The organism is Larkinella sp. (genome assembly GCF_965227735.1).
Classification (GTDB): domain Bacteria; phylum Bacteroidota; class Bacteroidia; order Cytophagales; family Spirosomataceae; genus Larkinella.
Genome location: NZ_OZ245776.1, coordinates 441,336 through 459,845, shown reverse-complemented (window position 1 = coordinate 459,845; position 18,510 = coordinate 441,336). Strand labels below are relative to the sequence as shown.

General features: G+C 52.1%; 12 protein-coding genes and 1 pseudogene. 4 read left to right on the top strand and 9 right to left on the bottom strand.

The annotated features are described in order from the left end of the window. Window positions 1–3: 3 nt before the first annotated feature. The 4 genes and pseudogenes from ACO064_RS01920 to ACO064_RS01905 form a co-directional block, all read right to left on the bottom strand. Window positions 4–1,839, bottom strand: a complete 1,836-nt coding sequence (locus tag ACO064_RS01920; RefSeq protein ID WP_421825735.1) for a sulfatase-like hydrolase/transferase — start codon at window positions 1,837–1,839, stop codon at window positions 4–6. Window positions 1,840–1,854: 15 nt separating this feature from the next. After that, a complete protein-coding gene (locus ACO064_RS01915; protein ID WP_421825734.1) occupies window positions 1,855–3,288 on the bottom strand; it encodes a sulfatase in 1,434 nt (477 codons plus the stop codon). Window positions 3,289–3,329: 41 nt separating this feature from the next. Next, the gene (locus ACO064_RS01910) at window positions 3,330–3,569 is read right to left on the bottom strand and encodes a hypothetical protein (RefSeq protein ID WP_421825733.1); all 240 of its coding nucleotides are present in this window, start codon (window positions 3,567–3,569) and stop codon (window positions 3,330–3,332) included. Then, window positions 3,527–3,844: pseudogene (locus tag ACO064_RS01905) on the bottom strand (DNA/RNA non-specific endonuclease); the annotation flags it as partial. The gene ACO064_RS01910 and the pseudogene ACO064_RS01905, both read right to left, overlap by 43 nt. A 481-nt stretch (window positions 3,845–4,325) precedes the next feature. Here ACO064_RS01905 and ACO064_RS01900 point away from each other — a divergent pair. Then, window positions 4,326–7,913, top strand: coding sequence for a putative Ig domain-containing protein (locus tag ACO064_RS01900; protein WP_421825732.1), 3,588 nt, complete (start codon window positions 4,326–4,328; stop codon window positions 7,911–7,913). A 626-nt stretch (window positions 7,914–8,539) separates the two neighbouring features. Here the strand turns inward: ACO064_RS01900 and ACO064_RS01895 are convergent. Beyond that, on the bottom strand, window positions 8,540–9,388 hold the full coding sequence (locus ACO064_RS01895) for a hypothetical protein (RefSeq protein WP_421825731.1): 849 nt from the start codon (window positions 9,386–9,388) through the stop codon (window positions 8,540–8,542). Between the two features lie 410 nt (window positions 9,389–9,798). On the opposite strand from ACO064_RS01895, the gene ACO064_RS01890 reads away from it, so the two are divergent. The 3 genes from ACO064_RS01890 (at window position 9,799) to ACO064_RS01880 (ending at window position 12,700) form a co-directional block, all read left to right on the top strand. Further along, a complete protein-coding gene (locus ACO064_RS01890) occupies window positions 9,799–10,092 on the top strand; it encodes a putative quinol monooxygenase (protein WP_421825730.1) in 294 nt (97 codons plus the stop codon). Window positions 10,093–10,882: 790 nt separating this feature from the next. Continuing rightward, complete coding sequence (locus tag ACO064_RS01885) at window positions 10,883–12,475, top strand: SUMF1/EgtB/PvdO family nonheme iron enzyme (protein ID WP_421825729.1); 1,593 nt, start codon at window positions 10,883–10,885, stop codon at window positions 12,473–12,475. A 69-nt stretch (window positions 12,476–12,544) separates the two neighbouring features. Further along, complete coding sequence (locus ACO064_RS01880) at window positions 12,545–12,700, top strand: hypothetical protein (protein ID WP_421825728.1); 156 nt, start codon at window positions 12,545–12,547, stop codon at window positions 12,698–12,700. 125 nt (window positions 12,701–12,825) lie between these two features. Here ACO064_RS01880 and ACO064_RS01875 read toward each other — a convergent pair whose 3' ends face one another. The 4 genes from ACO064_RS01875 to ACO064_RS01860 form a co-directional block, all read right to left on the bottom strand. Continuing rightward, on the bottom strand, window positions 12,826–13,407 hold the full coding sequence (locus ACO064_RS01875) for a Pycsar system effector family protein (protein WP_421825727.1): 582 nt from the start codon (window positions 13,405–13,407) through the stop codon (window positions 12,826–12,828). Window positions 13,408–13,754: 347 nt separating this feature from the next. Then, complete coding sequence (locus ACO064_RS01870; RefSeq protein ID WP_421825726.1) at window positions 13,755–16,955, bottom strand: carboxypeptidase regulatory-like domain-containing protein; 3,201 nt, start codon at window positions 16,953–16,955, stop codon at window positions 13,755–13,757. A gap of 254 nt (window positions 16,956–17,209) precedes the next feature. After that, complete coding sequence (locus ACO064_RS01865; protein WP_421825725.1) at window positions 17,210–17,443, bottom strand: hypothetical protein; 234 nt, start codon at window positions 17,441–17,443, stop codon at window positions 17,210–17,212. Between the two features lie 329 nt (window positions 17,444–17,772). Beyond that, window positions 17,773–18,483: a recombinase family protein gene (locus ACO064_RS01860; protein ID WP_421825724.1), complete on the bottom strand. Its 711-nt coding sequence runs from the start codon at window positions 18,481–18,483 to the stop codon at window positions 17,773–17,775. Window positions 18,484–18,510 lie beyond the last annotated feature (27 nt).

The following is an 18,510-nucleotide window of genomic DNA, read 5'->3' as shown; positions in this document are numbered from 1 at the left end:
GATTTACTTTTCCAGGGATTCGACAAGATTTTTGGCGGCCCGAACGTCATAAGCTTCATTGACGGCGTTAGGCGACGGATTTTTCGGAATTAAAGCCCGGGCTGCTTCCAGAGCCGGGGCCGCAGCCGGACCGAACGTTTGCAATGCATTTAGCGCCTGAAGCCGCACCGGACGGCTGGGGCTGGCGAGCGCTTTTTGGAGAGTCGCCAAGGCTTCATCCGTTTCGCCGAGTTGGAACAGCGCTTCCGCAGCCGCGACCTGAACGGTTTCTTCGTCGTCCTGAAGCAATGGCTTTAAGGCGGTTTTGGCCGACGCCAGTTTCAACACCGTGCTGCCCGTTGCTGCCCAATACCGGACAATCGGATCGGGATCGGTCAGGCGCCGGATCAATTCCCCGCCGTCAGTCGGCTTGCGCGAAGACGCCAGCGTGGCGGTTTCGATGACCCGGTTCAGGTTGTACTTTCCTTGTCGGGCGTAATCGTACAAAGGTGTTTTCTCGGCGATCCGGGTCAGCAGCGTTTCGGGAATGAAACCGACATCCTGACTCTGCCGGAGCCATTGTTCGTTGGCCTTTCGCAGCCGCGTTAATTCGTTGGCGTATTTCGGATCGGTCGCCAGGTTGTGAATATTGTCGGGATCGGTGATCACGTCGTACAATTCTTCCGCCGGTTTGGGTTGCCAGAACCGGGCCTGCACTTCGTTTAACCGACCGGCTTTGAACTCGGCTTCCCAGGACGGAATCGACGGCGCTCTCCACAAATAATCGAGATGCTGGCCATAAATCCGGTGGGGCAGGTAGTTGCGGATGTAACGAAATTGCTTGTCCCGCACCGACCGCGACAGATCGATGGCTTCGTCCATCCGGCCCCGAAAACCGTAGGCGTATGGGCGTTCCGGTTTTTGCTGAGCGCCAAGAAATGCCTGTCCCTGCATGTAGTCCGGTATTTTGATGCCGACCAGACTCAGAATCGTTGGGGCAAAATCCAGGAAGGTGACCAACTGATCGGTTTGCGAACCGGCCTGATTCTTAGCCAGATGGGCGTATTTTTTCGGTAAATGCACCACCAGCGGCACATGCAGCCCCGATTCGTACATAAACCGCTTGCTGCGCCCCAGTACCCCGCCGTTGTCGGCGTAGTAGAAAACGATGGTGTTGTCGGCCAGCCCGGACGCTTTCAGTTCATCGAGTAGCTTGCCAACCTGTTGGTCCATTGTCTCCACTTTGTCGTAATACTGCGCCCAGTCGTGCTTGAACTCGGGGGTTCGCGGGTGATACGTCGGGATGGGAGCTTTCTCCGGATCGTGGTGCAAACGGGTAGCGGGCTGGTGCAGCGAGCTTTCATGCGACACAAACAAGTTGAAAACCGCAAAGAACGGTTGCCCCGGTTTGCGCTTTTTGTACGTGGCCGAGTCGCTCGACTCATCCCAGGCGTCGGGCTGATCAACGGTGTTGTAATCTTTTTTGGCATTGTTCGTCGTGTAGTAACCCACTTCCCGCAAATACTTCGGGAAGAATTTTACGAACGACGGCACCGGATTCGTGCTCCGCATGTGCTCAGTCCCCAGCGAAGGAGGATACATTCCCGTAATCAGCGTGTTGCGCGAAGGCGCACAAACCGGCGCGGTCGAAAACGCATTTTTGTACAGAATACTTTCTTTGGCCAGCCGGTCGATGTTCGGCGTGGTGGCATACGCATTGCCGTAACAGCCAATCAGCGAGGTGTTGTTGTCCTCGCTGACGATCCAGAGGATATTCGGCCGGTCGGCGGTTGGCTGGGCTTTTCCCTGCCAGAAAACAAGCAGCAGCAGACTAAGAAAGTAATTTTTCAATCGGATCATGGGCGTTTTATTTGCTTAATATTTCCCCGCAGGCGGAATCGGTAACGGCAGATAATCCCGGTTCAGAATCATCCATTCCTGTAACCGCGCCTTGAGCTGGTGTTCGATGTGTTTGTACTGTTCGTCGCCGATGAGGTTGTTGAATTCATTCGGATCTTTTTCCAGATCGAACAATTCGAACAGCTCCCGCCGGGCCGCAAACAACCGCTGGTCGATCTTCTTGTCCAGTTTGCCTTCTGCGTGTAACTGCGTCAGGTCCAGCCAGAACGGTTGGGCCGCAAAATCGACGGGTGTGTACGGCAATTGCCACAAGGCGTTGTAAATCAACTTGTACTTGTTGGTAATGATCGTTCGACCCAAATCAAAATGAACGGTGCTGGTAGGCAAGCCGTGACCGTGAGCGCCCCGCACCGAAAAGACATAATCGTGGGGTTCGTAGGCCGCCTGCTGAAAAGACGGCACCAGGCTTTTACCGGTTATGATTTGGGGAATAGTGGTTCCTGCAACCTGCAAAAACGTCGGTGCCAGGTCTTCGCCCGAAATGATCGCTTTGCTAACCTGACCCGCTTTGATCAAACCGGGATGCCGGGCAATGAGCGGCACGTTGATGCCGAGGTTGTAGAGCGTTCCTTTGCCCCGCAGCAAAGCGCCCCCGTTGTCGCCCATGAACACCACCAGTGTGTTTTGTTCCAGTCCGCGTTTTTTGATCTCGTCCAGCAAGCGGCCTACGTCGCCGTCGAGCCGTTGAATTTCGCCCAGATAAGCTGCAAAATCTTCGCGTACCAGTTTGGTGTCCGGCCAGCCTTCCGGGAGTTTCAACGTGGCCGGGTCGGGTTCGGACGTTTTGGCCGTAAAAACCCGGTGCGGATCGCTGTAGCCCACTTGCAGGAAGAAAGGTTTGCCTTTGGGTACCTTGTCCAGAAATTCCGTGTACTGATGGAAAATGGTGTCACTGTTCGCAGACACTTTCAGGTAATCTACCCGGTTTTTAAAGGTTTCCAGGCCGTATTTGTCGTAGACTGCCGCCGATTCCCTGATGGCGCGGTTGCCGTTGAGATGAAAATTCCGGCCGCAGATACCGGTATAATACCCAGCCTTGCGGAGCAGTTCGGGATAGGTGACGATGTCGGCGGGCAAGGGCGCCGAAAACCGGGTCATCCCGATATCGAGCGTGGACCGGCCGGTCATCAGGGCCGCGCGGGAAAGCACGCACTGCGGAGCGGTCGTGTACGCCCTCGTGTACCGAATTCCTTCCTGCGCCAGCCGGTCGATGTTCGGCGTTTTGATGCTCGGATACCCGTAACTGCTCAGGAACGGCGCGCTGTGGTCATCGGACAAAATAAAGATGATGTTGGTGGGTTGTTGTTTGCTTCTCGATTGCGCGAAAAGTAGTGCTTGAAAACTCCACACAAACAGCCACAGCACGGTAATAAAGCTTTTGATAATCATTGGATTCCGGGTTATACCAGTTTAAAGAACTTCATCGTCCGCTATTTCTCGCCTTTGCTTTCGGCTTTCGCCGGTTCCTGTTTAATCAGGGGTAGAACCCGGCGTTTCAGTACGTCATCCCAGGTAATGTAGGGATAGAGGTTGTACTTTTGGGCCTGCTCTTCGAACAAGGCTTTCAATTCTTCCAGTTTTTGCGGATTCTTCTTCGCCAGGTCGATGCGTTCGTTGAAATCGTCGTTCAGATTGTACAACTGCCAGTCATTCTGATCCGGGTTGGCCACGCTGATCGTACTGGCAAAGCTGTTGGTCGGGGCCGCTTTTCGCCAAATGCGTTGGTATTGGGTATAAACACGGCAATAACCCGCGTCTGAGCGTTGATCCGGGTGAGGTCGTCACTGCCTACCGGTAGGACGACGATCACCTTCCAGAGCGCAGAGGGAACCGTTACTTTGCCGCCCGCGATACTTTCGGCTTGTCCATTGTCACCGATGTCACCTTCGCCGTGCGTTCCCGCAATGATGTAGGCTTCGTTGCCGTCGGCGATGAGCTTCCGGGTGTAGCCTTCCCAGGCTAAATAACCTGTCCATTTTCGATAGTAAACTTACCCCGAATGGAGAACAAGGGATGTCCGTCGGGGTGAGGCTGAAATTCTTTGAATCGCTAGCCGTTGTAGCGACACCATCCATCGCGGTTAGCGATTTAGATAAAACTTTTCCGAAAGTATTCTTCAGAATATCCGGTCAAGTTGCTCCAAAGGGCTTTTCTCCCCGTATGCCGCACTCTTTACCGGCTATTTTTGGACCGGTTTGGCAAAATGGAACATCCGTTATGGTATTTGGAACACGCCTTATGTTCAGTCCGTTTTCCTTCCCTTAGGTTTGTGAGCAAACGTTTTCCTAACTCTTTTCCAAACATGAACCTTTTTTCTCAGGGCGGGCTTCCGAGTGCCGGAGTTCGTTGGACCGAACTAAAAGTCCTGCTCAATGCCAGCCCGATTACTGGAGTCTCTGCCAACCATCCATTTTAAAAATTATTGCATGAAAAAAGTACTACGCATCCCGACCCTGTGCCGAACCGCTTCCGCCCGCTGGGTACTCACTTTTCTATTACTGGCCGGACTTCATTGCGGAGTTTGGGCCATTGATTTTACCGCTTCCGGTCGTTCCGTTAAGGCAGGAGTAACGCCTTCGAAAAGCAAAGTCGCCGGAGCAGGCCAATCCGGACGCACCGGCCCCCAACTGGCGAATCCCTGTTCCATAACGATGGCGGCTCCGGCCAGCCAGACCCTGTGTGCGGGCAGCACCACCGCTCCCGTTCCTTTTACCGGAAACGGAACCGTTTACCGCTGGACCAATTCCAACCCCTCGATCGGCCTGCCCGCCAGCGGCACCGGCACCATCGACTCGTTTACCGCGCTCAACACCACCAGCTCAGCCCAGACGGCCACCATCACCGTCACACCCCTGGGGCAGGGGCCGACTTTGGCCTATATTATTAATAATAATCATCCAGATTATGACGATCGGGTCCCGAGCTACCTGAGCATCATCAATACGGCCACCAATACGGTTTTGCCAACCACCATTCCGTTGGGTAGTTATCCATGGAGAATCTGCGTGACTCCCGACGGCACCCGCGTCTATGTCGCAAATTATTTGTCGGCTAATGTCACCGTCATCGATGCGGTCACCCAAACGGTGTTGACAACTATTGAGGGGATTGACTTCCCGTCGGCTCTCAACGTGACCCCCGACGGCACCCGCGTCTTTGTCGGGAGTTTTAATTCGTCCACCGTCCAAGTGATCGATGTGGCCACCAATAAAGTCACGGCCACGATTCCGGTGGAAGGTTCGCCAAATGGTGGTATTGTGATGAGCCCGGACGGCAAGCGCGTTTATGTTACCATGCAAAACCCGGAAAATCCGTCGTATCCTTACAGTGTAGCCGTGATCGATGTAGCGACGCAAAAGGTGATCACCACCATTCCGGTGAACGGTGGCGCGGCTGCGATCTGCATCACCCCCGATGGCACCCGCCTGTATACCTCGACTATTTCTACGAATAAAGTGACCGTGATCAATACGGCCACCAATACCGTTTCGGCCACCATTGAAACGGTTCAATACGGACTCCAGTTTTCCATCTGCGCGAGCCTGGATGGCCAGCGAGTCTATGTCTCGACAAACCCGAAAAGGGTGACCGTAATCGATGTGGCTACCAATACCGTCTCGGGCAAGATCGACTTCGAGCCTTTTTCCCCGGCAGGCCTTGGTATTACTCCTGATGGGAGTAAAATCTATGCCATGGAACCTAGTCAGGACAGGGTGAGCGTGATCGATGTGGCTACCAACACGGTTTTGCCAAACCCCATTCCGGTGGGCAACAATCCGACTGCCAGTGGTAATTTTTTTGGAACAATCTCCTGTGAGGGTCCTTCCCAAAGTTTCACCATCACCGTGGACCCTGCTGTAACGGCTAGCATCACCCCGCCAGCACCGACCCTTTGTGCAGGCTCCAGCACCATCCTCACCGCCATTGGTAGCCCGGCTTCCGGTACCAGCACCTACCGGTGGAATACGGGCGCTACCACGGCCACCCTCCCGGTTTCCACCAGCGGCCCCTTTTCCGTGACCGTAACCACGGGCAGTTGTTCCGCCACGGCCACTACTTCGGTGACCGTGAACACACCTCCCACGGTCAGCATTTCACCCAGCCTTTCCACCACCATTGTTCAGGGTCAGAGCGCCAGCCTGATGGCTTCCGGGGCCGATTCATACCGTTGGTCGACCGGAGAAACCAGCCCGGTTATTTCCGTCAGTGTCGCCGGGCCCTATTCCGTGACGGGAACCACCTCGGGTTGTTCAGGCAATGCCAGCGTGACGTTGGTGGTCACCAATCCGGCTTCCGCCAGTCTTTCGGGCAGTACGAGCCTGTGTCCCGGACAACCCGCCACGCTCAGCGTCGCCCTGACCGGAACAGCTCCCTGGTCGCTCACGTACACCGATGGAACCACGCCGGTCACGCTCGGCGGAATCACCAGCTCTCCCTACACCTTTACGGTCAATCCGGCGGCCACTACCACCTTCAACCTGCTGGCAGTGGCCAGTTCTGAAGCACCCACCGGCGGAACCGTTAGCGGGTCGGCCACGGTCACCCGCCTAGAAGTGCCGCCCGTTCCGACCCTGACGCCTTCCAGCATCAGCGTAATTCAGAATACGCTCAATGTGACACTGACCATCAGCGGTTGTTCGGGAGTGCCCAATTGGTCGGGTTCCAACGCGACCAGCGGAAAAGGAAACACGATTTTCGTACCGACTTCGGCCACGGGGACGATTGTGTATTCAGCGAGTTGCGTCGGTACCTGTCCCGGTGTACCCAGTTCGGCCACCGTCACGGTTACGGCACCAACCGTCACCGGTTCGTTCGACGGCTTTGTCAACGGGGCCGATTGCGGCAGTTTCCGGGGCTGGGCCTGGGATCGGGGCAAGGGAAATACCGCCGTCTCCGTTGAAATCCTGGATGGTTCCACGGTGATCGGCACGCTGCTGGCCGGGGATTTCCGCCAGGATTTGCTCGATGCGGGGAAAGGCAACGGCAAACACGGTTTTCGCTTCCCGATTCCCGAATCGATCAAAGATGGTTTGTCACATACCCTCTCGGCCCGCGTCGCCAGTAGCAGCTTTATCCTGAAAGATTCGCCCAAGGCCCTGATCTGCGAAGGCGTTGCCGTACCGGGTGGCAACAAACCACCCCAGCCGCCTTCACCCACCGTCCTGGTCGCTCCGCTGGCGGGTCAGGTCGGCGTGCCTTTCTCGGGAACACTCGTTCCGTTCACCGATCCGGAAGGCCAGCCTCTGACCTATCAGCTCACCGGGTTGCCGGATGGTCTGTCGATCAATGCAGGCACGCGGGTTATCTCGGGGACACCCACTGAAGCCGGTACATTCGTGTTGGCGTATTCAGCCACCGACAACGGCCCGTTGACCAACAGCGTCAGCTTCCCGCTCACGATAAACCCGGCCCAGACCACCACTGTCACGGGCAGCTTCGAAGGATATCTGGATAAACTGGACTGTGGCGGTATTCGCGGCTGGGTCTGGGATCGTAATAAACCCAACACACCCCTGACGGTCGAATTCTATGTGGATGGATCGGATACGGTGTTAGGCAGTACGGTCGCCAACATTTTTCGGCAGGATCTGAAAGACGCCGGGAAAGGCAACGGAGCGCATGGTTACAACTTTACCCCACCGGGCAGTGTGACTAATGGTACCCTGATTCGAGCCCGGGTGTTGGGGAGTACGTATGACTTGAAAGGGTCACCAAAGTCGTATCAATGTGCCCCGGCCCGCCTGTCGGCGGAAACCGGTTCGGGGCTTCAGGTAACGGTTCTGGGTAACCCGGTATCAGATCGGGTGCTGGTGGAAGTGCACGGTGCGGAAGGCCAGCCGCTGCAGTTGCAACTTTCGGATGCCAGTGGGCGGCTGATCCATCAACGACACATTGAAGCGGCTACCGTGCTTGAGCGGCAAACGTTGACGGTTCAGGGACAACCGGCAGGTTTGTTCTTTCTGCGGGTCAGCAGTGGGTTGAAAAGCCTGACACTAAAAGTGCTGAAGCAGTAATTGACTAGTGAAATAGTATAAATGTAAGGCGCGGGTCGATGATCTGCGCCTTACTGTTTTATGTTGATCGAATCGAAAAACTGATTAACAGTGATTCAGTACATAGGCCTGAGGATGGGCAAGTAAGGTAAGCATATCCTTTAATTCTACTCCCCACCCTCAGAACTCGGCTGGAATCTTATCTTCGCTTCATGGAAAGTTATTCAAAATCCTTTCTCGCTCACGAAGTAGCCTGCGAGTTAGCCGTTGAAGTCTCCGAAAAGGATTGTCGCATCATGGCTCTTGTATCCGGCATTCCGATTCACGACCTATCAGCGAACTGGAAGGAGCGTTGCTGACAGCCGAAAGAATTGCCGAGCAGGAAGCGGAGAAACAGCAACCCCTTGGCTCAGAAGTGGCACCAGTGGTGAAGCTATTATTGAGGCTTGGGTACACAAAACAGTTGTAAAGGGTAATTAAGGGCAGTCAGTGGGTTTGTTTTTGGAGGTTTTATTAACTAAATATCAATGAAGAAACTTGGAAGAAATTTCCTTTCCCTTAATGGGCCTGTATAACTCACGTTATATTAAGTAGGTAATTCGTTAGATAGGTCGCCAAATGGCAAGATACCTGCTTTGTAGAAACAATTAAATTTCTTGAGTTGGTTGAATCGTGCCAGAACGACTCAGCAGATTAACCGCCATTAAGTAGGGTATTATAAACGGAATTGCTGGAATAGAAACTAAATAAGAGCCAACCGTAAGGGGCATCAGGGAGAAGTCCGGTAAGACGCTCAGTAAAAAGCCTAGTAAACTAATCAGGATGTAGCTCCAGCAAGCTCGTGGCTTGAACCAACGAGTCGTTTTCAGCGAGGCCCCAAAAGCAGCACTGGCCAAGTAGGTTAATCCTACTTCAATTCCGCTTATCCAGGCAAATAGGTCTCGCAAAGGTAAGTACCAGTCAGGTCTTTTAGTCGAACCAGAGGCTACAAAAATCCGGAATGATTCGGTTAAAAAGCTACCCCAGTACGTCATATTAAGTATGAACAAGGGCATTGCCAAAAAAATGGCCGTTAGCCCGAGCAACGAATAAACCTCTTCACCCGCTTGTTTTAATTGATTGCTTAAGAAGGTAAACCCAATGGTCATCAATACCCCGCTAATCACCAGAATACAGTAGCGCACTTGTTGTTCAGTAGCGGTAGCTACCCAGCCTTTTGCCGTGGTGGGTGGTGGACCCATACCGGCAAAAATGGCGATAAATAGCCAGGGAGCTATCAGAAACAAAATGCCAATGAGGAGATGACTTTTTCGCTGATGCTGATTGTGGATGGACTGTTTACTCAGGGTCCATGTTGCCCAGCTCATTAAACCGGCGTGAATGAGCCAAATGGGAAAATACAGCTTGTAATGACTATGCCCTAAGGCAAAACCAAGTATTGCCACCACAAAAGGGACAAGTATGAGGTAAACTCGAATAAGGTTTTTTACATTCATTCCATGAATTGATTACCGATGAAAAAGTTCGGGTTTACGCCGAAAACCGTTTTTGGAATCATTAAACAGTAGGTTACTCAATTTAATAAAACAAACGTATTTACCTAAGTCCGCAAAATAAGTGAGTAATGAATTGGAGGTTTGTTGAATGAAACCTAAACAAAAGCTTCATTTTTAGGCCATTGGCTAACTTTTTTGCAATTAAATAGCAAATAGCTACTGGCTTGCGTTTTGAATGGGTTTCCCACCCTTTTAATACTATGCTCCTTTCATATCGTCTCTAATGGGCGTTTCAAGTGACACAATCTATTTTAACTATCACGTGTCTTTTATGAATTAAAAAAAGTGTGACCAAAGTCATGTGTTTGTTCAATATCATATGCATTTCAAACCTTTAGACTCATAATATCATGGAAAAACTTTCATTACTTGCTCGTGTTCAAGCAAAACCTGGCCACGAAGCTACGGTCGAGAATTTTCTGAAAGAAGCGCTGGCAATGGCCCAACTGGAAGAAGGTACCATTCGTTGGTATGCCTTTAAGATAAATGAGAATACGTTTGGTATTTTCGACACATTTGCCACTGAAGGCGACCGGCAAGCCCACCTGAGCGGTGAAATTGCTAAGGCGTTGATGGCAAATGCTGATACTCTACTGAGTGTACCTCCAGTGATCGAACAGCTTGAATTACTAGCTGTTAAGTAACAGTTATGACAGAAGTGACTTTCGTACTTTGGGATGTAGAGTATGAAAGTCACTACCCTCCTACAAATCAAGCGACTTTTAATGCGACGTTTTTAATAATGGGCGTTGGTTAGTCTCGAATCCAATTTTTGACTTGCGGTATTTTCTGCGTCCCAATCAACCGGGCCGAGCCGTTTCGAAAAGCGAATTTTCAACCTTTCAATATCGGCCCGTTCTTCATCAGTGAAGTGTGAGGGTATTTCTCCAGCTTGCCCAAATGATTCAATTAGGGTAGTGATCTCGTTAAGAAGCCATGCCTTTACTTCTGCTTTATTCAGGTTCTATCTCATATCGGAGGTTAATTAGAAATTAATAGTGCTGATTAATATTTAACATTCTAGTTAGGTTCCCTTCCTTAGATTTGTCCGGCCCGTAAGACCCAATTCTGATTCAGGCCCCCTTAGTGGTCGGTGACATGGACGAAGGCAGGGCCATTATTTTTCTGTAGGCTATCTCTATCGTAAGCCAGATAGTTAGTAAAACGAGAAAGGTAAGCGGGACTGAATGGCATCAATTTTGGCTATATATTTTTGAAGATGAATACACGTAAAGGTTAACTACAGCCCGGTAGATTCTACCGGGTTTCGTTTTATGGATGTTTTGTGATTTTGGCTGTTGTTCTTTTACTTTGATAACTTATTGCTAGCCACAGCCATTAATGGATGTCAAAAAAGAAGGGCCGTGTTTGTAACCCTGAATGATTATTTTTGACATGGTTATTTTAGAATCATAGTTCTGTTCAGAACCGACAATGAAATACGTTCTATTCCTCTTTTTGTTGTGTTTTTCTTCCTTGCAGGCCCAGCGGGCTTTTAAACCCATCGGAACTAATAACCAACCGCAAAAAGGCCGCCTGGCCCTGGTGATCGGCAACTCCGCGTACCCCGGACAGGCTCTCCCCAATGCCGCCAACGATGCCCAGGACATGGCCGCCACACTGCGGCAGTTGGGCTTTGAGGTGATCCTCAAACTGAATCTCAACCAGACCGAACTGGAAGACGTGGTGTCCGCGTTTACCCAACGCCTGAAAAATTACGAAGTGGGCCTGTTTTATTTTGCGGGACACGGTTTTGAAGCCGGTGACAACCTGAATTACCTCATGTCGGTCGAAGTGCGAAGCGACCTGAATGAAACCCTGGCCAAGCGAAAGTCCCTCTGCCTCAATGACGTGATGAGCAGCATGAAAGAAGCCAATAGCCATACCAATATTCTGCTGGTCGACGCCTGCCGGAACAATCCCTTCCGGGGGTGGGATCGTAACACGGCTTCCGGCCTGGGAGCCGTCAATGCGCCCAGCGGTACGATTGCCTTTTTTGCGGCTTCTCCCGGCCAGACGGCCAGCGAAAACGCGGGGCAGCGGAACGGTCTTTTTACGCAGGAGTTGCTCAAGCAACTGCGTCAACCCAATGTGGAGCTGATCAGTATTTTTAAAAACACCGCCCGGGCGGTGAAAGGAAAAAACGCCCGCCAGACTCCCTATCAGGCCGGTTTTATCACGGATGATTTTTATTTCAAACGGACCGATACCCCGACACAGATCTCCAGGCAGGAAGAACCCGCCAAGCCAGTCGTAGACTTAGAACCAATTGCGATGATAAGCATCCCCGGCGGCAGTTTTATGATGGGTAGCAATAATGAATGGGAGAAACCCATTCATCGCGTGACGCTCAGCCGTTTTATGATGGCGAAGTACGAAACGACGGTGGCCGAATTTGAGCGATTTGTAGAGGCTACGGGCTATCAAACCGAGGCTGAGAAAGGCAATGGAAGCAAAGTATATAGTAATGGGAAATGGGAAACGAAAGCAGACGCATACTGGCGTTGCGATACAGAGGGAAAAGTTCGTCCACGTTCGGAGTACAACCATCCGGTGATCCACGTCAGTTGGAAAGATGCCGTAGCGTACTGCGAGTGGTTGAGTCAAAGGACGGGGCAACAGTATCGCCTACCAACCGAAGCGGAATGGGAATATGCGGCACGTGGGGGGCAACAGAGTCGCAAAACGATCTATGCAGGGAGTAATAATTTGAATGAAGTGGGTTGGCATACTCAACGAAGAGGTACCTATGCAGTGGGCCAAAAGCGAGCAAATGAATTGGGTTTATATGATTTAAGCGGCAATGTATGGGAGTGGTGCAGCGACTGGTCCAGTGAAGACTTTTACACGTATAGTCCAGAACGCGACCCTACAGGCCCCAGTAGGGGGGCTTATCGCACTGTTCGCGGTGGTAGCTGGTTCCACGATGCCGAGGACAATCGTGTGTCGGCTCGCATGGGCATTGAGCCTGTAACAAGTATCAGCTGGCTCGGGTTTCGAGTAGTTCTTCCTGAGAAGAATAGATAATCCTCTAATGTTCCTGTTTCCAGCGGACATTTCCAGCCATAGGGCCATCATCCGTTTGTAATTGTCTCGATGCAGGGCCCTAAACGCGGTGCCTATTTCCAGACCGATTCCGCTGGGTCCGAAAGCCACGACGGGCTTCTCATCGATCAGGACGTAGGCGGCAATTTTTCGCATCAACTCCGCCATGTGAGCAACCAGTACAGTTTAGGGGTGCCTTATGCCTGAATAAAACCTCGTGGTTGTAGGACACGAAACGGCAAACACACCCTCATAGAAATACACCGGAAAACAATTGAAATCAGCTCGACCGAAGGTGAATTCACCGAAGTGCTGACGACACTGTCAACCATTTAAATTTTGGACACCCAAAGCCACACCCCAAACGTAACGACCGATGTTATCATCCCGATTAAGAACACATTGTACGAAATATGAAGCAACCTGTACTTGCGGTTTAAGATGACGCCTTGTGCGTAAAAATCCCGCAAAACGCTGCGATACAGGTAATCGTCGTCTTTCAGAACTGTCATCATCGTCTCCTCGTATTCCTCAAGCGAAAGCGTAGTGAAATTACCAAAAAAAAGGAGCTGAGCCGTCCGGTTTTGAATGGATTCCTTCGATACGTGACCCCGAATTAGTCGGGGCCGGGTGGCTAGGACGGCAATAACCGTTGTTGTCAAAGACGTTGACACTAAGAACGTAATGGGTAACAGCAGATTTTGCCAGTATTCGATATTACGGGCCATCGAGCCAATCAACAGGGAGAGAACTACCGTATTTATTGAAATCATAATGTTGGCTTTTCGATCTGCTAAACCGTTCTGTTGATGCAGATTAGCCGACATAATCCTGAAAAAACCATTAACGCCACTTTCGTGAAATTTCTCAGCCAGTAGGCCAGACTCAGCTGATGAAGAAGATAAAGAATGCATGGTGTGTTGTTTATGTGTGTAAAAGGATGACCCGCGAAAATAAACCCACCCTTCGCCCGCTGGAAGCAGCGATTGCTCCGGATGGATCCCTGTGGACAGACATAGCCAGCCAAAAATAGCTTAAAAAAACCTGGTCAGGACCGTCTGGCATCTGCCTAGTATACGGATCTGGGCAGGCCCATTGAGGTGAAGACCGATATGTCGAAGAGCCGTAAATTGGGCTTTACCATTTATCAGGATACCCGTGATTCTTTCTTTTATCTTTTTGCCAGGCTAGGGGAAGAAAAATTGATTCCGTAGCCATATTAAAAATCCCTCCCCTTGCTGCAGGGGAGGGATTGACAGAGTTAAAAATTATAGCGGGCACCAAGCTGTACCTGAAACGGATCGCCAGAGGGGTTTACGATACCGGCCGTATTCACCCGGTAGACAAACCGCTGATTGACCGCGTCGAAGGGGGACACGGCGGGCGTATTGCCTGACGCCGGAATACCCAGGGCATACAAGGCCTGCGAACCCAGCGAACGGTTGACGCCCCGATTTTTGTTCAAAAGGTTTGAGAAGTTAAAGACGTCAGCCGACAGTTCGATATTGTGCTTTTTGACAATGCGAAACCGCTTGCTGGCCCGAATGTCAATCACCCCAAAGAATCCGTTGATACCCCCGTTACGCTCGGCAATTTGTCCCGAATACCGGTTAATGTAGTCTTTGATGCTCGGGCTGGCATCCGGGTTATCCAGGATGGCCTGTAAGCCGGTGCGGACGTTGGCGGGCACGCTTTCATTATTGCGGTCGAAGATAAAGGCCAAATCGTTCTGACCTGCTACAAAGTCGGCGTTGCTGTTGGCACCCGACAGCAGGGTGTAGCGGGTGCCGCCCAGCCCTGAATAGCGAACGCCCACCGAGATGCCCAGAAAAGTTGGCAGCGTCCCGTAGACCACGACTTTATGCCGGAAATGATTATCCGAGTACGTGATCCGGCTCAGGTCGCGCGGGTCATCTTTGACGGATTGTACCAGCGTGGCAGTGTTGGCTACGTTGCCGTTGTAGGAGGTGTTGTCGCGGGTGTCGTTCCAGGTGTAACTGGCCGTAATCTCACCATCCCGGAAGTAGCGATACGTCCCGTCGACAACCACAGCAAACTGGTTGACCCGTCCATCACTGGTTAGTTCCAGCACCCGGCCCACTCTTTTGCTGGCCCGGCCCTCCAGCCAGTCGCCCGCACCGTTGGCGGGCATCGACGCCAGCGGTACGTATACGCCCCGGTTAGCCTCGTTGGCTAACCGGAAAAATGGCTCGGCAACGATATTGCGGTCAATGTAGGTGTAGTTGTTGCGGGCCAGCGACATAAAGCCCGAAAGGCTCACCTTCAGGCGGTCGTTCAAAAAACGGGTGTACGACAGGTTTGCTTTGTAGAGCACCGGCACGCGGGCATCGGCACCGGTCATGTTGATGGTAGGCAACTGAAACTGCGCCAGGGTCGGTATGCTGTTGTAGTTGCTGCGATAAGCCGCAAAATCGGGCTTTGGCACATTGGCCCCTCGCACGTCGACGGTGGCCAGGTTACTACCGTCAAACGTCAGGTTGTTGATGATAACGTAGTTATTGAGGTCCGAGGCAAAAACCCCGCCACCCAGCCGGATAATATCGCGCCGTTTCTCGTTAATATCCCAGGTAAACTGCAGACGAGGCTGCACTACAAACGACTGCAGCCGGTTGTCGGTGCGCAGATTGAGTTCATCGAGTACCAGTTGATTGAGCGACGCTTTGGGGTAGTGGGCGTAGTCGAACCGCAGCCCGGCGATCATGTCCAGGCCCGTGGCTAAGCGGGTGCTCATCTGCCCGTAGGCTCCTGCGTTCCAGATGTTGCTGCGAACACTGATATCGTCTTTGAGCGGCACCTCGCGAAAGTAGCGGTAGGGTTGTAACCGCTCAAAATTGTCCAGTGCCGTAAGGGCACCGGACACAGTGTAGTGGAACCGTCCGTTGACCTCACTGCCGTACACCGAGTTGGCGCGGGTGTACATCAGATCGACGCCAAATGTAAACTGAGCCTTGTCCGTATTGTAATAGAGGTTGTTAATCAATTGCATCACGTTGTTTTTGAAGCCTTCTTGCGCAAACCGGTGACCACCCATCTGGATGCTGGTCGAGCGGTTTGCACCCCCAATCGACGACACAACATTTTCGACCAGGTTACGCGGAATATTCCGCTCCGGCAGTTGATCGCCGGGGCTGCTCGACTGATAGGTATACAGGTGCTGTAGTTTCAGTTCATTGGTGATGCGCGGATTGACGGATGTTCGCAGCGTGGCCAGCAGGCTGTTGTCCCAGTTCCAGTCGTTGCCCGTCGATTCATAGATGTTGATCGGCGTATTGTCAACTAAGCCCAGATTGTTACGGTCGCTGGTGAAGTTATTGCGAATCGTAAGCAAATTGTTGTCATTGATCTGCCAGTCGAGCCGTAAAAAACCGGCATTTGACCCCCGCACTTTGTCGAACGAGCCGTATTGCGGAGTGTTGGCCACGCCATACTGACTGCGGGCAATGTTCACGAAGCGGTCGAGCGTACTACGCGTCACATTGAAGCGGTTTTCATCGGCGGGCGACTGCACGTCGGCAATAATCAGTGGGCGTGAATCCTGCTGACGGTCCCATACAAAGAAGTAGTGGAGTTTGTCTTTAATGATTGGGCCACCCAGCGAAAGGCCAAACTGATGGGTCGCATAACGAACCGAGCGCGGATTACCCCGAATATCAAACTGGCTGGCCAGCCAGTTGGCACGGGTATAGTTGAAGGCGCTGGCGGTAAGTTGGTTAGTGCCCGCCTTGGTGACGGCCGAGATGATACCGCCCCCGGCGCGGCCATATACTACGTCGTACTGGTTGGTAATAACTTTAAACTCCCGCACGGCTTCGATGGAAATGGAATACGGTGCCCCGCTTCGGCTCGTGGTCGCACCCGCTGAGGTCGGGTTTTTGGCCGTCATACCATCAACGGTGAAGTTGGTCGAGGATCCAAGCTGTCCTGACAGGTTACCGCCCCGGCCCGCCAGTGGAGAGAGGTCGGTGAGGGACGTAAAGTTACGGCCATTGACGGGCAGTGTCGCAATGGCCCTTGCCGATACGGCCGTGGCTGCTCCAAAGTTTTCGACCTTGTTCTGCAAACCCGACGCCACCACGTCCACCACGGCGAGATTCTGCCCGATTTCCTGCATGCTGAAGTTGATGCGGATCAAGTCACCCTGATTAAGCAGATACCCGGTCAGTTTCTGTTCACCATAACCGACATACGTCGCCCTCAAGGAGTAAGGACCTCCGAGCGGAAGTTCTTTAAACAAATACTCTCCTTTTGCATTGGTGACGGTTCCGGTCGAGAAACCCGTCGATTCATTGCGGAGCAGCACGGTGGCACCGGGCAGGGGCGTTTTGCCGTTCTCGAGCACCACACCGACTACCGAGGTCTGGGTGGTCTGGGCATTGGTGCTACCGATTCTGCCAACCAACAGCAGGATTAATAAAGTGAAATGGAGTAATGCATTCTTCATAATTGAGGTTTTTAAGTTTGCCTCAACAAAGAGACACCCTCAGCGTTTAGCGGGTGTTATGTAGTCGTTACTAAATTGTTACGTTTGAGATAATATAACTCGCTGGCAATGAAGTAAAGAGGGTTGGCGGGTCAAAAACGGCGATGCCAGCGTTTGTTCGTCGCCGTTCGGGACAATGGTCTTTAGGCTGGTATTTTCCCAGTGCCCCGATTCCTGCCGCTTAGTCCTTCAGCCCAACCCGACGGGCTTCTCCTTTACCATAGCCCCCGCCGGGTGATCAGCACCAAAGTCCAGGTACCAACCACTCCGATAAAAACCCAGATAGCCCGACTGATGCGTTTCTCCATCGGCTTCCATGCGTTACTGCGGGCCTGCATATCCTTCTGAACACTCGCCTGCACCAGATCGTAATAATTGGTTGTGTCCGTCGACGGAATAGTATCGGGCCGCCCGAAAGCGAGGGCGGAGTAAAGCAGCAGGGTTTTCATACTGCTTAGACGCTCCGGTGCGGGCAAAGTCACAAGGTTGGTGGATGCGGGAGACGAACGGTGACGGAAGTGACGAAAGTGAGGGCTGAAAAAAGACTTTATTTTTTTTTCATTAAGGATAATATTGATTATATCAGAAGTTCCGAACTTGCAGGAAAAACAAACAATATCATGAGAAAAGGACAAACAAGGTTTTTCATGGATGAGGAGGGGGGAATACAGAAATGCTTAGTTATTGCTACCGACGGACGAATTGGCGAGGTGTATTCGCGGGGGAGAGTTTATTTCGCTTATAGCCCCGAAACAATAGAGGGGGAGTTTTTAAAACATTAGAAGGGACCGGCTTCTATGGACGTCGCCCGTTTATGCAACCGCTGCGCCTGCATCGCGTGAAACTCTTTCCCGGTTGAGGTTACAAACCCGTCACGGTTCAATTGCTCCGCTATCTCAGCAAACGTCTTGCCCTGGCTCCGCAGGTGGGCTACCATTGCTGACGCCCGACGGTTGTTCTGATTGTCCGCTGCCTTCCGTTTGATCGACGCTACGCCCTTCGCCTGGGCTTCGCTGGTCAGGTTCTCGGGTTTACCCAATATCGCGCCCTGGTGCTGCTTTACGGCCAATGCTGATTTGGTCCGGCTACTGATCAATTCGCGTTCGTGTTGTGCCAGCGTCGCAAAGATGCCGATAGTAAGCGTATTTGCGTCCGGCATATCAACACATAGGAAATTAACGCCCGAGTCTCTTAGCGTGAAGATAAATGCCGCATTCCGGCTCAACCGGTCGAGCTTCGCAATGATCAAAACCGCATCGTTCTTTTTGGCGGCAGCAATAGCCAGTAGCAACTGTTCCCGCTGGTTTTTCTTTCCACTTTCTACTTCCGTGAACTCGGTAATGATCGGAGCGTCCCGAACAAAGCCACGGACTGCCGCCCGCTGCCCGTCTAGCCCAAGTCCCGAATCACCTTGCACTTTGGTCGAAACTCGGTAGTAAGCGACGTACTTCTTTTGTTCGGCAGTGGAGGAGGTTGTTTTCTTTGCCATAGTTTTAGCCTACTTTTTAAATACCAA

What these genes read in the sequence shown, in the direction of transcription:
- ACO064_RS01875 (WP_421825727.1), bottom strand. Translation starts at nt 13,407, where the DNA reads ATGCATTCTTTATCTTCTTCATCAGCTGAGTCTGGCCTACTGGCTGAG.
- ACO064_RS01860 (WP_421825724.1), bottom strand. Translation starts at nt 18,483, where the DNA reads ATGGCAAAGAAAACAACCTCCTCCACTGCCGAACAAAAGAAGTACGTC.
- ACO064_RS01870 (WP_421825726.1), bottom strand. Translation starts at nt 16,955, where the DNA reads ATGAAGAATGCATTACTCCATTTCACTTTATTAATCCTGCTGTTGGTT.
- ACO064_RS01920 (WP_421825735.1), bottom strand. Translation starts at nt 1,839, where the DNA reads ATGATCCGATTGAAAAATTACTTTCTTAGTCTGCTGCTGCTTGTTTTC.
- ACO064_RS01900 (WP_421825732.1), top strand. Translation starts at nt 4,326, where the DNA reads ATGAAAAAAGTACTACGCATCCCGACCCTGTGCCGAACCGCTTCCGCC.
- ACO064_RS01880 (WP_421825728.1), top strand. Translation starts at nt 12,545, where the DNA reads ATGCAGGGCCCTAAACGCGGTGCCTATTTCCAGACCGATTCCGCTGGG.
- ACO064_RS01915 (WP_421825734.1), bottom strand. Translation starts at nt 3,288, where the DNA reads ATGATTATCAAAAGCTTTATTACCGTGCTGTGGCTGTTTGTGTGGAGT.
- ACO064_RS01885 (WP_421825729.1), top strand. Translation starts at nt 10,883, where the DNA reads ATGAAATACGTTCTATTCCTCTTTTTGTTGTGTTTTTCTTCCTTGCAG.
- ACO064_RS01890 (WP_421825730.1), top strand. Translation starts at nt 9,799, where the DNA reads ATGGAAAAACTTTCATTACTTGCTCGTGTTCAAGCAAAACCTGGCCAC.
- ACO064_RS01865 (WP_421825725.1), bottom strand. Translation starts at nt 17,443, where the DNA reads ATGAAAACCCTGCTGCTTTACTCCGCCCTCGCTTTCGGGCGGCCCGAT.
- ACO064_RS01895 (WP_421825731.1), bottom strand. Translation starts at nt 9,388, where the DNA reads ATGAATGTAAAAAACCTTATTCGAGTTTACCTCATACTTGTCCCTTTT.